General features: G+C 33.8%; 14 protein-coding genes. 9 read left to right on the top strand and 5 right to left on the bottom strand.

The genetic code is table 11. The features are described from left to right. Positions 1 to 139: 139 nt before the first annotated feature. Positions 140 to 913: an alpha/beta fold hydrolase gene (locus ACYSNX_RS07645; RefSeq protein ID WP_461754093.1), complete on the bottom strand. Its 774-nt coding sequence runs from the start codon at positions 911 to 913 to the stop codon at positions 140 to 142. Next, on the bottom strand, positions 913 to 1,626 hold the full coding sequence (locus ACYSNX_RS07640; RefSeq protein WP_461754092.1) for a pyridoxine 5'-phosphate synthase: 714 nt from the start codon (positions 1,624 to 1,626) through the stop codon (positions 913 to 915). The genes ACYSNX_RS07645 and ACYSNX_RS07640 overlap by 1 nt, the downstream gene beginning before the upstream one ends. A 96-nt stretch (positions 1,627 to 1,722) precedes the next feature. Here ACYSNX_RS07640 and ACYSNX_RS07635 point away from each other — a divergent pair, with 96 nt between their 5' ends. The 8 genes from ACYSNX_RS07635 (at position 1,723) to murI (ending at position 10,250) form a co-directional block, all read left to right on the top strand. Next, complete coding sequence (locus tag ACYSNX_RS07635) at positions 1,723 to 2,391, top strand: hypothetical protein (RefSeq protein WP_461754091.1); 669 nt, start codon at positions 1,723 to 1,725, stop codon at positions 2,389 to 2,391. 2 nt (positions 2,392 to 2,393) lie between these two features. Beyond that, positions 2,394 to 3,278, top strand: a complete 885-nt coding sequence (locus tag ACYSNX_RS07630; RefSeq protein ID WP_461754090.1) for an NAD kinase — start codon at positions 2,394 to 2,396, stop codon at positions 3,276 to 3,278. Between the two features lie 137 nt (positions 3,279 to 3,415). Further along, positions 3,416 to 4,132, top strand: a complete 717-nt coding sequence (porG, locus tag ACYSNX_RS07625) for a type IX secretion system protein PorG (RefSeq protein ID WP_461754089.1) — start codon at positions 3,416 to 3,418, stop codon at positions 4,130 to 4,132. Further along, positions 4,133 to 4,870 (top strand): isoprenyl transferase, encoded by a 738-nt coding sequence (locus tag ACYSNX_RS07620; RefSeq protein WP_461754088.1) that lies wholly within the window; start codon positions 4,133 to 4,135, stop codon positions 4,868 to 4,870. Positions 4,871 to 4,885: 15 nt separating this feature from the next. Beyond that, positions 4,886 to 7,552, top strand: coding sequence for a BamA/OMP85 family outer membrane protein (locus tag ACYSNX_RS07615; RefSeq protein ID WP_461754087.1), 2,667 nt, complete (start codon positions 4,886 to 4,888; stop codon positions 7,550 to 7,552). A gap of 26 nt (positions 7,553 to 7,578) precedes the next feature. Beyond that, the gene (locus ACYSNX_RS07610) at positions 7,579 to 8,850 is read left to right on the top strand and encodes an OmpH/Skp family outer membrane protein (RefSeq protein WP_461754086.1); all 1,272 of its coding nucleotides are present in this window, start codon (positions 7,579 to 7,581) and stop codon (positions 8,848 to 8,850) included. 40 nt (positions 8,851 to 8,890) lie between these two features. Further along, positions 8,891 to 9,406: an OmpH/Skp family outer membrane protein gene (locus ACYSNX_RS07605; RefSeq protein ID WP_461754085.1), complete on the top strand. Its 516-nt coding sequence runs from the start codon at positions 8,891 to 8,893 to the stop codon at positions 9,404 to 9,406. 64 nt (positions 9,407 to 9,470) lie between these two features. Next, positions 9,471 to 10,250, top strand: a complete 780-nt coding sequence (gene murI / locus ACYSNX_RS07600; protein WP_461754084.1) for a glutamate racemase — start codon at positions 9,471 to 9,473, stop codon at positions 10,248 to 10,250. Positions 10,251 to 10,419: 169 nt separating this feature from the next. Here the strand turns inward: murI and ACYSNX_RS07595 are convergent, their stop codons facing one another. The 3 genes from ACYSNX_RS07595 to ACYSNX_RS07585 are packed head-to-tail and all read right to left on the bottom strand — an operon-like array spanning position 10,420 to position 14,598. Beyond that, on the bottom strand, positions 10,420 to 10,941 hold the full coding sequence (locus tag ACYSNX_RS07595) for a gamma carbonic anhydrase family protein (RefSeq protein ID WP_461754083.1): 522 nt from the start codon (positions 10,939 to 10,941) through the stop codon (positions 10,420 to 10,422). A gap of 50 nt (positions 10,942 to 10,991) precedes the next feature. Continuing rightward, the gene (locus ACYSNX_RS07590) at positions 10,992 to 11,999 is read right to left on the bottom strand and encodes a PorP/SprF family type IX secretion system membrane protein (RefSeq protein WP_461754082.1); all 1,008 of its coding nucleotides are present in this window, start codon (positions 11,997 to 11,999) and stop codon (positions 10,992 to 10,994) included. A gap of 7 nt (positions 12,000 to 12,006) precedes the next feature. Next, positions 12,007 to 14,598, bottom strand: a complete 2,592-nt coding sequence (locus tag ACYSNX_RS07585) for a T9SS type B sorting domain-containing protein (protein ID WP_461754081.1) — start codon at positions 14,596 to 14,598, stop codon at positions 12,007 to 12,009. Positions 14,599 to 14,715: 117 nt separating this feature from the next. Between ACYSNX_RS07585 and ACYSNX_RS07580 the strand changes: the two genes are divergently transcribed. Next, positions 14,716 to 15,615, top strand: coding sequence for a NifU family protein (locus ACYSNX_RS07580; RefSeq protein WP_461754080.1), 900 nt, complete (start codon positions 14,716 to 14,718; stop codon positions 15,613 to 15,615). Positions 15,616 to 15,888 lie beyond the last annotated feature (273 nt).

Genomic DNA, 15,888 nt, shown 5'->3' with positions numbered 1-15,888 from the left:
AGTAAATTGCCTAAAAAATGCAGATTTACTTTTTTTACAAAAAAAAATCAGCCGAATCATCTAAACGATTATTCGGCTGATTTATAGTTTTTTAATCTTAAAAACACCTCTTTTTTATGTCAGAAAGCACATTTTTATATTATTGTAAAAATTCTTCTACAAATTCAAAAAACATTTGAGGTTCTTGTGCATGTAACCAGTGTCCTGCATTTGGAATAGTTTTCACAACTGCTAATGGGAAATGCACATGAAGTAATTCAAAGTCTTCTTCTTGGATATAATCTGAGGATCCACCTCTAATAAAAAGGGTTGGTCCATTATAGATATTTTCCTCAGGTAAAGCCTGTCCGACTACTTTTGGATTATTATTGAATACCTCTAGGTTAAAACGAAAACCTAACTGCTCTGGCTCTACCCAATACAAACTCTTTAATAAAAACATCTTAGTAGAGGCATCACTTAAATGAGAAGATATAATTTCATCCACCTTAGCTCTAGAGGGCTTAAGGCTAAAATCTACTGCATTTAAAGCCTTGAAAATACTCTGATGATGTTCTGGGTAGAATTTTGGGGATATATCGGCCACGATTAAACGCTCCACTTTCTCTGGAAACTCAGTAGCCAAAAGCATAGCTACTTTACCCCCCATAGAATGACCTAATACCATAGCTTTGGCTATATTATGATGATCCATGTAATTTACCACATCTTGCACCATATCTTCATAGGACCATACTTTACTATGGAAACTTCTACCGTGATTTCTCAAATCCAAAGCATGAACTTCATAGCCAATATTGGCCATTTGTCTGGCAAAGCTCTTCCAGTTATCACTCATACCTAAGTAGCCGTGCATAACTATAAAAGGAATACCTCCTTCACCTTGAATATTAGAATGTAATATATTTTGCATTATTGTAATTTTCTAACATACATATTAACAACATTTTCTAATCCTAAATACAAAGATTCAGCAATTAGAGCATGTCCAATAGACACCTCTAGTAGTCCTGGAATATTTTGCTTGAAAAAAGCAATATTATCTAAGCTAAGGTCGTGTCCCGCATTAACTCCTAATCCCAATTCATTTGCTAACTCCGCACATTTAATATAAGGCTCAATTGCCTTTAAATTACCAAGACCATATTGAGTAGCGAATTCTTCGGTATATAATTCGATACGGTCTGTACCAACTAAAGCAGCACCCTCAATCATGGATAACTCTGGGTCTACAAAAATAGAAGTACGAATACCTTTTGCTTTACATTCCTGTATAACCTCACTTAAAAAAGATTTATTTTTTATCGTATCCCAACCAGCATTGCTAGTAAGTTGACCTACCGTATCTGGTACTAATGTAACTTGAGTTGGTTTACATTCGAATACAAGATTTAAAAAATTATCCATAGGATTCCCTTCAATATTATATTCTGTATGAACAACATCTACTAAATCTCTAGCATCTTGATAACGGATATGTCTTTCATCAGGTCTTGGGTGAATAGTCACTCCTTGGGCACCAAATTTTTGAACATCACGAGCCACTTGTAATAAATCAGGCACATTCCCACCTCTTGAATTCCTAAGAGTGGCAATTTTATTAATATTAACAGATAATTTAGTCATAATTAAAAAAAATTTAATCACAAAAATACAAAGTATAATTAACCTTAATTGATTAATTTTTGATTATTTTGCAGTTGATAATAAACTGGTAGTATAATGTTTGACTTTAAATCGGAATTAATTCATCCAATTCCTGCTTTTACCCCAGAAAGTAGTATTGCGCAAGCTTTGGCCTTTTTAAAGGAAAATAACCTTTCGCATTTGCCATTGAGTAATGCTCAAGGTCTATTTTTAGGATGTTTATACCATCAAGATTTCCAAGAGGAAAATGCCAATGATTCCATTAAAGAAATCATCTATGACTTAGAGCATTTTTATCTTCAAAGCCCTACAATTCTGAACATCTTTGAGATATATGATATTTTAATAAACAACGATGCTAATGTACTGGCTGTAATAGACCAAAACAGACAACTGCTTGGAATTGTAAAAAAACAAAGCCTTCTGAATTTTTGGCCCTCTACCCTATTTTTGGATGAAGTTGGCACAACTTTAGTTGTTAGTCATCATATACTGCAATATAGTATTTCTACCATTAGCCAAATTGTAGAAAGCAATAATGCTAAATTATATGGCATTGTTACCTTACAAACTCTAGAGGACCAAATGCACATCCTTTTAAAGAAAAACAAACACAATACTAAGATCATCTTAGATGAATTAAGGCGCCATGGTTATCAAATTATAACCCATCACATAGAAGATGACTACCTAAACGATTTACAAGAGAGATCTCAATACATCAATAAATTTCTAAACATATAATAATGAAGATTGCAATCTACGGACAAACAAGTAAGCCCATAGTTCAAAATATTATCCTAAGGCTTTTAAATGTTTTTAAAGAATATGAGGTTGAAATTATATTTGAAGCCCACTTTTACCATTTACTAAAACAAAATAATATACTCTCTAAAGAATATACTACTTTCGGAGAAGAGAACCGATTAAGTGATAATATTGATTTCTTTATAGGTATTGGAGGTGATGGTACCATGTTAAGAGCTGCAAACTTTATAAAAAGCATGAATATTCCTATTGTGGGTATTAATGCAGGTCGCCTTGGATTCTTAGCTAACGTACAACAAGATGACATAGAAATTTTATTGCCGCATATCTTCGAGAACACCTATACTCTATCAAAAAGAACACTTTTATCTTTACAATGTAATCCTGCAAAAAACAACGATTTTGATATTCAATATGCTTTAAATGAGGTGACAGTTTCTAGAAAAAACACTACATCGATGATTACTGTAGATACTTATTTGAACAATGAGTATTTGGCTACTTATTGGGCAGATGGACTTATTATTTCTACCCCATCAGGCTCAACTGGATATTCTCTGAGCTGTGGAGGTCCAATTATTGAACCAGAGACAAATTGCTTTGTGATTACCCCTTTGGCTCCTCATAATTTAAATGTAAGACCCTTAGTAATTCCAGACAATTTAGATATAAAGCTAAAAGTAAGTAGCCGTGAAAGTCAATTTTTAGTTTCTTTAGACACTACCACTAAAGCAATAGATAACGAGACAGAACTTACCATTTCAAAAGCTTCATTTACAATAGATTTAGTAGAATTCCCTTCTCAAAGCTTTATAAAAACTTTAAGGACAAAACTACTTTGGGGAGAAGACAAGCGAAACTAACCATAACAAATAACCTTCAACCTATATACTAAAATGCTAGAGGAAGAGTTATAACGGGATAGGGTAATTTACTTCCCTAAAAAATAATTACGTTATTATTTGTCTATATTACTATATTTGTAAATTAATTTAACAGAATGAACAAAATCCTACTGTCATTATTATTGACCTTTAGTCTAACTCTTTGCTATGGGCAAATCCATGAAGTGGGAGTTGGCATTGGAGCAGGAAATTATGTTGGAGATATAGGTTCTACCCAATTTATCAACCCAAAAGACCCAGGATTTTCTGTTTTTTATAGATTAAATCGCAGTCCAAGACACTCTTACCGATTAAGTTACATACAAACTAAAATCAGTGGAGATGACGCCAAATCCGATATGGGTTACAGAAAAGAAAGAGGTTTGAATTTTACAAATACCATTGATCAATTGTCTATTGGTATAGAATTCAACTTTTTTGAATTTGATTTACATGAAGAAGAATTTGGTTTAACACCTTATATGTATTTAGGCTTATCGGCAATCCGCTATACAGATTTATATTATAAGCCAGATGAACCCGAGGATAATATGTATCCTTCTTCGAGAATAGATTTAGTGAAAGGAGATAAGAAAAATTCCATGGCAATACCATTTGCCCTGGGAATAAAATTTAGATTAACTCCAACTTTGAACATAAATGCAGAGGTTGCGGCTAACTATACCTTTACCAATAATTTAGATGGAAGCCACCCAACCCAAGAAATTAGACAACCCTATAGTTTCGGAAAAAACCGAAATGATTGGTTTTTCTTCTCAGGTATTTCATTGAGTTATACCTTTGGAAAAAACCCATGTTATTGTGCAGATTAAATGAATTTAGAACAAGAAATAGACTTAAAAAAATTACCACAACACGTTTCTATCATTATGGATGGTAACGGTAGGTGGGCAAAAAAGCAAGGTTTTTTACGAACAATTGGCCATGAAAATGGGGTTAAATCCGTTCGCTCTACTATTAAAACCTGTGTTGACTTAAAAATCCCCTATTTGACTTTGTATGCTTTTTCAACTGAAAACTGGTCAAGACCAAAATTCGAGATTGATATGCTGATGGATTTAATGGTTAGATCTTTAAAGAAAGAACTTCCTACCTTTATGCAAAACAATGTAATGTTAACTGCAATGGGTAATTTAGATTTATTACCCTCTAAGGTGAGAAAGAACTTAGCTGAAGTTATGGAAACTACAAAATCTAACACAGGATTAACACTTACATTAGCCTTAAGTTACGGTTCTCGCAACGAAATGATCGAAGCAATAAAAAATATTTCGATTAAAGTTAAAAATAACTTAATTTCGCCAAGCGATATTGATGAATCAATTATTAATGAGCATCTTTACACGCGTAGCTTACCTGATGTGGATCTGTTAATTAGAACTAGCGGAGAGCAAAGAATCAGTAATTTCATGCTATGGCAAATCGCCTATGCGGAATTATATTTCACCGAAGTACTTTGGCCAGACTTTAGTGAACAAGAATTTTATAAGGCCCTTCTTACCTACCAAAATAGAGAAAGAAGATTTGGAAAAACTAGTGAACAACTTTAATAAAAAACGTAAATAATGTTTCAAAAAGGTACCTCTCTTTTTGCACTGTTAGTCGCAGGATTCTTCTGCACCCAAACAAAAGCACAAGACAGTATAAACTTTCCTTCTTTTGAATCTCCAAAAATTTATACCCTTGGAGATATCACCGTAACTGGAAAATACAATTATAACCCTCAAACCGTTATAACCTTTACTGGCCTTAACAAAGGGCAAAAAATAGCTGTTCCTGGTGAGGAAATTTCAGACGCACTTAAAAAGTTGTGGAATTTAAATTTCTTCACAGATATTAATATCTATGAAACATCTGTGGTTAATGATACAATCAATTTAGAACTTACTTTAAATGAATTACCGCGTTTAGATAACATACGCGTTAATGGATATAAAAAGACAAAATCAGAAAGTCTTATCAAAGAGGCTAAATTGACAAAAGGACAAATTGTTAATGAAAACTTCCTTTCTACAACAAAGTACTTTTTATTAAATAAATACAAAAAAGACGGTTTCTACAATACTAAAGTTACTCTTCAAACTATTCCTACAGATTCTCTTGGTAGAAGAGTGGATCTAATCATTGGAGTAGATAAGGGTAAAAAAGTAAAGATATCGGATATTCATTTTAACGGAAATGAACAACTAAGTGATAAGGCCTTAAAGAAAGCGATGAAAGATACCAAAGTGCGTAGCCCTTGGAATCCCCTTCGTATTTTTAAAGCCTCTAAGTTTATTTCTACTAAATATGAAGAAGACTTAGCAAATATTGTTGATAAATATAAAGAAAACGGATACCGTGATGCGCGTATTGTAGCAGACACTACAGGTTACGATCCAATAACAAATACAGTTGCTATTGATATTGATGTACAAGAAGGTAATAAATATTACTTTGGAGACATTCGCTTTATCGGAAACACAGTATACAATAATGCATACCTTTCTAGAGTCTTAGGACTTGAAAAAGGAGAAGTGTACAATGGAGTTCTTTTAGATAAAAGAATCCAAGATAACAAGAATCCTGATGCACAAGATTTGACTAACCTTTATCAAAACAATGGATATTTATTCTCAAGTATCCAACCAATTGAGGTAAAGACTGCCAATGATACTATTGATTTTGAGATTAGAGTTTTAGAAGGTCCAATTGCAAGATTCAATAATATTACTGTTAGTGGTAACCAAAACACCAATGACCGTGTAATCCACAGAGAGCTTCGTACTAGACCTGGAGAGACTTGGTCAAAGGCACAGGTTATGGAAACTATGAGAAGATTAGGTCAATTACAGATTTTTGATGCTCAAGCAATTGTTCCAGACATTTTAAATGCAGATGCTCAAGCAGGAACAGTAGATGTTGACTGGCAAGTAGTAGAAAAAGGATCTAGCCAGGTAGAATTACAAGGTGGTTACGGTGGAGGTGGTTTTATCGGAACCTTAGGGCTTTCCTTTAATAACTTCTCTTTGAGAAACATCTTCAATAAAGATGCATATAAGCCATTCCCAATGGGAGACGGTCAGTCTTTAGCACTTCGTTTACAAGGAAGTAGCTACTACCAGACCTATAGTTTAAGCTTCACTGAACCTTGGTTTGGTGGAAGAAAGCCAGTTAGTTTCTTTGGAACTATTGCTTATAGCCAGCAAAATATGTACGATTATTATACGCGTACTACAGATAGAAGTAGAGGATTTAACATTACTACTTTATCTTTTGGATTAGCTAAACAGTTAAATGTACCAGATGATTACTTCGTATTATCTCATACATTGAGCTTCCAATACTACGATATGAAAAACTATAATACTGGTTTATTCACCTTCGGAGATGGAGACTCTAAAAACTTAGCTTACCAAATTGAACTAAGACGTGATAACCGTGGTTTTGACCCAATTTTCCCAACCTTTGGTTCATTCTTTAGCATCAGTGGTAAATTTACCCCTCCATATTCTTTGTTCAACAATGTAAATTATGAAAACTTACAAAATGAACAAGCTTATAAATTAAGAGCTAAAAAAGGAATGACTGACCCATCTACTGGATTACCTCTAGCAGAAGGACAGTACATCAATGCCAAAGGACAAGCAGTTGCTAAATGGCAAGATGCAGCCCCAGATCAAGGTAAAATTGACCAAAAACGTTTCAACTGGTTAGAATACTATAAATTAAAATTCAAAGGAGACTGGTACACTACCCTTACTGGAAAATTCGTACTTAGAACTCTTGGAGAGTTTGGATATATGGGTGCATACAACAAGCACAGAGGTATCGTACCATTTGAAAGATTTTATTTAGGTGGAGACGGTTTGGCTAACTTCTCTTTGGATGGCCGTGAGGTAATTCAATTAAGAGGATACCAAAACCAAACATTAACTCCAATAAATGATAGAGGAGAACAAATTGGAGGTACTATATACAATAAATTTACGTTAGAGTTAAGATATCCAATTACATTAAAACCTAGCGCGTCAGTTTATCTATTATCCTTCGCAGAGGCAGGTAATGCATACGACACTTTTAAAAACTACCAACCGTTTGAATTAAAACGTTCTGCAGGTTTTGGAGTGCGTGTATTTATGCCAATGTTCGGACTTTTAGGTATTGACTTTGGATATGGATTTGATCCAGTTCCAGGTTCAACACAAAAAAGTGGGTGGCAAACGCATTTTATCCTAGGACAATCATTTTAATGTAGTTTATACTTAAAATCGATATAATGAGAGTTGTTTTAGCTTCTATAATTTGTATATTTACATTATCTTTCTCCAAGGCAATAGCCCAAGGAGGTAGTGCGAGGGTGGCATTTATTGATATGGAATATATCCTTAGTAAAACCCCAGAATACATAGAAGCTACAGCTGCTATCGATTCTAGAGCCGACCAGTGGAAAGCCCAAGGCGATAAAAAGCAAGCAGAGATTCAAGCCTTGAAGCAGGCATTGTCCAATGAAAGAATTCTATTAACTCGAGAACTAATAGAGGAAAAAGAACAAGAAATTTCCATTTTAGAACAAGAGTTATATGAATACCAACAAAAAAGATTTGGTACCAAGGGAGATTTAATTACTCAAAAAGTAATGCTATCTAAGCCCATTCAAGACCAAGTATTTTCTGTAGTAGAGGATATCGCCCAGGCAAGAAAATTTGATTATGTCTTGGATAAGAATACAGAGTCGACTATGGTTCTAGCAAGTGCTCGCTATGATATAAGTGAACTTGTTTTAAAAAGAATGAACAGTGCAAGGCGTAAGCAAAACATGACTAAAAAACAGGTTGCTGAGCTAGAGGAGGAAGAAAAACAAGAAGATCAAATGGCTCTTAGACAATCGCGTCGTGAAGAGCAACAAAGAAGAAAAGCAGAAGCAGATCGTATCTTACGTCAACAAGAGAAAGAACGTTTAGCTCAACAAGCCAACGATCCTCAGTACCAAAAAGAACAAGCTGCTATTGCTAAAAGAGAAGAATTACAAAGACAACGAGAAGCTAAATTAGAAGCACAAGAAAAAGCTAGGTTAGAGAAAATAGCCCAACAGGAAAAACTCTACGAGCAAAAGCAAGCAGAAATGCAAGAACAAAGGCTCAAAAACCAGCAGGCTAAAATGGACGCTTTAGAAGAAAGGAAGCTTTTAATCGAACAACAAAAAAGAGAAATCGAAGAGCAAAAAAGGCAAAGAGATTTACTCCTTGAGCAAGAAAGACAAAAGCGTATAGAGTTGAACCAAGCAAGACAAAGCAATAAACCAACCTTGGATATTGAAGCTCTACGTGAACAAAGACGCATTGAACAAGAGAAAAAGCAAGAGCAAGCTCGAATAAATAGAGAGCAAGCCATTGAGAGAAGAAACAAAGAAATAGAGCAAGTTAGACAACAGGCTCAAGAAAGAAGAGAGAAAGCTCTCAAAGAACAACAAGAAAGAAAAGAAAGAATTGCCAAGGAAATCCAAGATAAAAAGGATCAATTAAAAAAGGACCAAGAGGCAAAAAAATAGAAAAATAATTATATACAATAAATCAAAAAATCGAGTAACAATGAAAAAAATGAAATCTTTATTAATTGCAGCTGTGATGTTTTTCGGCGTAGGTACTACAGCTGTAATGGCGCAATCTAAAATAGCTCATATTGATGTGCAAGTTTTAATGAGTGAACTTCCTGCAATGAAAACAGCAGAAGCTCAATTAAAAAAGCTTGGTGAAGACTACGATAAAAACTTCACAACAATGATGACGGAGTACCAAACTAAGATTCAAAAATACCAATCAGAAGCTGCTACAGTTGGTGATGCAACTAACGAAGAGCGTGCTTTAGAAATTGAAAACTTACAACAAAGAATTCAACAATTCCGTACAACAGCTGAACAAGATTTACAGAAAAAACAATACGAGTTATCTCAACCAATTTTAGAGAAAACTTTAGCTGCAATCCAAAAGGTTGGTAAAGCACAAGGTTTTAACTACGTATTAGATTCTTCAATGGGATCTGGAGTATTATTAGCAGATGGGGACAACCTATTAGCGGCAGTTAAAAAAGAATTAGGAGTTAACTAATTTTCCTAATAATTAATATATAATCCACTCTAAAATTAGAGTGGATTTTTTTTTATATTTGCCTATGCAAAATACAGATCCTATAGGTTTATTTGATTCGGGAATTGGTGGTACCACAATTTGGAGGGAATTAATTACATTATTACCCTGTGAAGACACTATATTCTTAGCCGATCAAAAAAATGCACCATATGGGGTTAAGTCCAAACAAGTTATCGTAGATCTTTGTATGAAAAATATAGATTATCTACTTTCTAAAAATGCTAAAATAATTGTTATAGCTTGTAATACAGCAACCACAAATGCTGTAAAAGAACTAAGAAATCATTACCAGGTTCCAATCATTGGTATAGAGCCGGCAATTAAACCTGCAACAATACTTACTAAAACATCTAAGATCGGCGTTTTAGCCACTAAAGGAACCATTACAAGCGATTTATTTACCTCAACTATAAAGCTATACCCCCAGGTAGAAATAATAGAGCAAATAGGCTATGATTTAGTCACACTGATAGAAAGTGGTCAAATCAATTCCCCTCAAATGACTATTCTCTTACAACAATACCTGCAACCTATGGTAGAAAAAGGAATAGATACATTAGTATTAGGATGTACGCATTATCCTTATTTGAAACAGCAAATTCAAAAGGTTATTCCAAATAATATTACAATCATAGATTCTGGACAAGCCGTTGCAAAACAAACCAAAAAAATACTGTTAGACAATGGGCTTTTACATCCATTAACACGAATCGGTGAACATACTTTACTTACCAATACGGACCCTACTATATTAAAAAGTTTCGTAAAAGAGAATGCAACAATCCGCTATGAAGATTTTTAAAAAAAAGGGGTTGTCTCACAATTGAAGACAGCCCCTTTTTTACTTAATAAATATCGTGCTTTACTTAGTATAATTCAATTATTTTATCTGAAATATAAATTATACCTAATAATTTACTCCTGAATGACAGCTAGGTAACCTTTATGAGATAGCCCCTTTTTTTAAAGGCTTATTTTTGCTCTTGTGTATACCAAGAAGAATACATGACATAGTTTTGAGCAATACGCTCTATTTCTCCTTGAAAATCAGATGCGCTAATATCTTTTACTTTTTTTGCAGGAACACCTGCATAAATAGCTCCTGATTCTACTATTGTATTTTGAGTTACAACAGCTCCTGCAGCTATAATTGTATTACTATGTACTACACAATTATCCATCACAATAGCTCCCATTCCAATTAAAACATTATCGTGAATATGACATCCATGTACCATTGCATTATGTCCTATAGATACATTATTACCAATTAGGGTTGGGTGCTTTAAATAGGTACAGTGAATAATTGCTCCATCTTGGATGTTTACTTTATCACCAATACTAATAGAGTTAACATCACCGCGTATTACGGCATTAAACCAAACACTACACTGTTTGCCAAGGGTAACATCACCAATAATGGTAGCATTCTGAGCCACAAAACAATCTTCAGGAATTTGAGGAGTTTTACCTCTTAGGGATAGTATATTCATAACGGGGTTAAATTAATAATCCCGATAAATATCGGGATTATTTTTTATTATTAATCTTGCACATGAGGGCAATTACAATCTAAACTACTTCTTTTAGCAAATAAATTTATACCAAAAGTAAATACGTGAGTTCCGGAATTGGAAATTTTCAGATCCCCTAATCCTTCTACGTAAGAATAAGTAAAGGATACGTTTTTATAATTACCTCCTATTAAAGGAGCAATATACTGCATACGTTGTGTTTTTACTTTTCCTTGAGTAATATACTCGGCCCCATCGGTATATTGTCTGTAGGATAGTCCAGCATAAATTCTACCAAAATCCAATTGACGATACACCTTCATGTTTACATCCACAGTCCACTGTTCTAATTCTTCCGTATACTGCACTAAAGTAGATGGTTCATATATCCATCCTTGCCCATATTTAGTATTACCAAAAGCATATCCAGCACCAAGTAAATACTTTCTGAAATTATTGTCCTGTGCATCACTATAGAGCTTATTTTTAGAACTAATCAAATTTTGAATAGTAAACATAGTAAATAAGTTTTCATAGTTATAAGCAGCTCCTACATCCACTATAAAGTTAGAGCTTTTTGTTACAATAGTACCATTAATACTAGGGTCAAATCCACCAAACTCTGTCTCATCTAAACTAGTTCGATCAAAACCTGCACTAATACCAAAGGACAATAAGTTTAAATCATAGCGTGATTCACTAAAGGTGATAAAGTGTGAATAGGTAGCTTTAAAGCCGCTTCGTTTATGGTATCCGTTTTTATCATCATAGGCAATTACTCCTACTCCAGATCGCTCTGCAACTCTAGTACTTCCAGCAAAAGTTAATAAACTAGGTGCGTCCTCTACTCCACTCCATTGCTGACGAGTGGATAATCGGAATTGAGCACTATTTTTAATCCCAGCCAAAGCAGGGTGCAAAAGATAATAGTTATCTGCTAAATACTCCGTGTACACTGCAAAACCATCTTGGGCAAACCCCAATTGAGCAAAAGCTAATGCTAAAACAAGGTATCCTTTTTTTAATATTCTTTTCATAACTTAATTATCTTTTTAAAGAGAAGTGTCCTGTATATTTTACTGAACGTCCATTTAATTCATCATTACCAGGTAAATCATTAGTAAACTCTACTGTAAACCAATAATCTGTGGAAGGTAATTGGCGACCATTATAAAGCCCATCCCATCCTTGCATATTGTTAGGACTCATTTGTTTTAATAACTTTCCATTACGGTCAAATATATTAATTCTAGCCTCAGGGTGTCCACTCAGCCCAGGTATATTCCATGTATCATTGTATCCATCTCCATTTGGTGTAAAATACTTAGGATATCCAAATACTGAAAACACTGTCATAACTGCACAGTTACTGTACTTACTTCTTACCCATGCAACATGATCTCCAATAGGAATATTATCAAAGCGATTATAATTTTGGAACGCCCCATTATCAATAGCGTATTCAAAATCATCCACCTCATCGGTAGATACTCCGATTTCTACAAATGCACGACCATTTTGATCAATATCTAAAGAGTTTACCATATTGGTAGCATCCGCATTTAAAATAAATACGTTAAATACTGGTTTTACTTGCCAATTATGAGAGCGCAATGAACAAGGGGTAGAATCTGGATAAGGATTTTGTGCATAAGTCACTTGAAGGAAATACGTACCATCCTGTGTAATTTCCATTTCTAATTCTTCTTTACTACTTCCTATCTTTGTTGCAACAGCAATTGCTGTATTATTCTCTACTACTTTGAAAAGAGTAACTCTATAAACTTGTTGGTCATTTGGCTCGAACCAAACATTACTACCAATAGTCCCTTGGTCTTGTCCATTATTACATAATTGTAAAGAATTTTGTTCAGGTCCAAAACTTCCGCTCACACTTAAATTGCTACTAATAGTATAGGTTTTATAATCATCGCTTTGACAAGCAAATCCCTCTACCATCTTAACTCTAGAATACAATTGCTTTTTCTGACCAATACCAAGAGGATAATTCTGAGCTTGCTCTCTAGTTAAAGCATTGGTATTGTTTTGTGCATCGATTTCATTTTCAAAAAACAATACATCTAATTGATCATAATTTGGATAAAACTCTTTATCAGGTCGTTCTATAACGGTAGCACCTTTCACACCATTTGCACCAGCGTAAAGATTAGCTGTATTTTGCTGTACATCGTTATAGCAATAGTTTATAGCATAATTATAAGTGGTTATCTTGCTGTATCCTAAAGAAGCAGTAAAGCTTTTATGATTAAAATTTCCAGTTTCTACATCAGTTAACCTAACCCATAAGGTGCGAATTTCATTTAAGCTAACATCTAAACTATTAGAGATAGCATTTTCATTCTTTATAGCATCTTGCTCGTTGTCAAAATAAGCTACAGTATATCCGGTTGTTCCATCTTCCGATACTTCTGGATAACTTCCTAAAATGTCTTTGTTTAAAACAAGTAAATCAAAATTCCACTGTGTTTTATTATCTGTACACATGGTTAGATTATCAAATGCACCAATAACTGGTTTAGCTATAATAGACAGTGTAATCGAAGCACTTTTAACCACAACAGGGTTAGCATGAAAAAGTGGATTACTTATTCTAGCATATACTACTGTACCATCTAAAGCAGTGAATTCAGTTGGGTTTTCAATGATCTTGGTAAAATTGTGATCCGAATAATAGCTAATAGATAAATAAGGTGTCATTACACCATTGCCGATCTGGCTTTGAGCTTGTGTTAGGTCAAAAATTCCTTCTCGTTTATCTTCTTGGGTTTCTTCGTTACTTTGTTGAGCAGAAAGTGCAGCAGTAGCATTAGTGTCTAAAAACTCTGTATACAAAGTAAAACGCTTATGTCCTTTAGCATTAGAAGGATTCTTCACATCGCTCACCTGTATCTCAATCACAGTATTGTTAGAGGCTAGATAATTATCCCAATTATTATCTACATCTAAAATCTCTTGACCTCTTACACCTTGGACTACTTCAAAAAGCTGTACTTTATATAAAGTAACATTACCTAAAAAGGCTTCATTAGCATTTACTCCCAAATTAAAGCTTGCTTTATCATTTGGCGAGTCAACACTTTTATATAAGTCCGCTACAGATACAATCATATCTGCTATGGTACAATCCTCTTGTTTTACAACAAGATCAAATCCCCATACCTTATACTGATCTGGATCCTGTACCGAATAAACTCTAACATAATAACTAACAGGAGCGCTATCTTTTGGTAAACTAATCCAAAGATTTCTACTGCTTATTTTCTCGCGTTGAATTTCCGCATCACTTTGACTTTTATAAAAGTCATATGAAAAACCAAAAGGAACAATAGCTACTCCATCTTGATCTTTTCCATTTGCCTGATCTCCAATTCCTCTTACTGCATCTGGTAAATAGAAAGTTGCTGGATCTTGTAAAGCAGGTCCAGCGCATTGGGTCAAATTATATGGCTTACCGTACTTTATTTCAGGCTGCTGTTCTTGCAAAAATCCCATGCTATGTTCTGTTTCTAAAAGCGCCTTTGCTTCAAAATCGCTATTACCACCTTTTCCATAATTGGGAGTGGTGAAAAACAAGTACATAAAGACAGATAATAAAAGCCCTATTGTTTTGCTCATGTTAATTGTTACTTTAAATTATTAATGCTTACTATATGTTAATTAATTGTTTAAAAAGATTATATCTTTGATTGTTCCATTTATTCTTTGTTAATTTTGAAAAAACTAAAATGTAATATGTCAAAAATACAAATTCAAAATACGTCAAATCCTACAATTATAAAATTTGTTTTACCAGATTTTATAGTAAAAGGTGAAAATCACGAATTTAAAAACATAGATGAGACTGCTAACTCTCCTCTTGCTCGTGAACTTTTCTATCTTCCTTTTGTTAAAACGATTTATATCTCAAATAATTTCATTGCAGTGGAAAAATTTTCAATTGTAGAGTGGGATGATGTAAAAGAATCCCTTGCTCAGCAGATTGAAACATTCTTGGATAAAGGTAATAAAATACTACTGGAAACTAAAACAGAAAATAAAAAGCAACCAGTAACTATCTATGCAGAATCTACGCCTAACCCGGCAGTAATTAAATTTGTTGCCAATAAGCTATTAACAAAGAAAGCATTAGAACTTAAAAATATTGATGAAGCTCAATCTTCTTTATTAGCACAAGAACTGTTCAAACAATCCTTTGTAAAAGAAATTTTTATTGATGAGAACTATGTATCTATTTCTAAGTACGATGCATATGATTGGAATGAGTATATCCAAAGCACAAGAACTTTTATCAAAGAGTTTTTAGAACAAGGAAACCTTGCAGTAGATGAGTCTTTAATTACAGATACAAAGGAGTTAGAAAAGCAAGAAGAAACTCATTTTGATTCCTTAGACGAGAAATCTCAAAGAATCATTAATATTTTAGAGGAGTATGTTAAACCTGCAGTACAAGCAGATGGAGGTAATATTGCTTTCAAACAATATACCCCATCTAATAATACGGTAGAGGTAGTTTTACAAGGTGCTTGTAGTGGATGTCCATCTTCTACTTTTACATTGAAAAATGGAATTGAGAATATGTTACGACAAATGCTGGAAGACAATGCAATTATTGTAGAGGCATACAACGGATAAAACACTTACCTAATAGTGGTAATTTAAGGATAAAAGGGTTTATTGCCAATGCAATAAACCCTTTTTATATTACAGCTTAGATCATAAAAGTAATCTTGAGCAATATCTCTTATTCGTCACATAAGGAACTATATTATTTTTAAGCCAATCGAGTAGGAGGCTGAAGATTATTTCTTCAGCCGACCTCTCACACCACCTGGCATACGGATCCGTACCAAGGCGGTTCTTAACTTTACGATACTTTTAAGTAGATGTCATGTATAGAAGTATAGC

This window comes from Myroides sp. LJL115, assembly GCF_054871665.1.
Note: the sequence above shows the minus strand (reverse complement) of the source record. Positions and strands in the feature narration are given on the sequence as shown.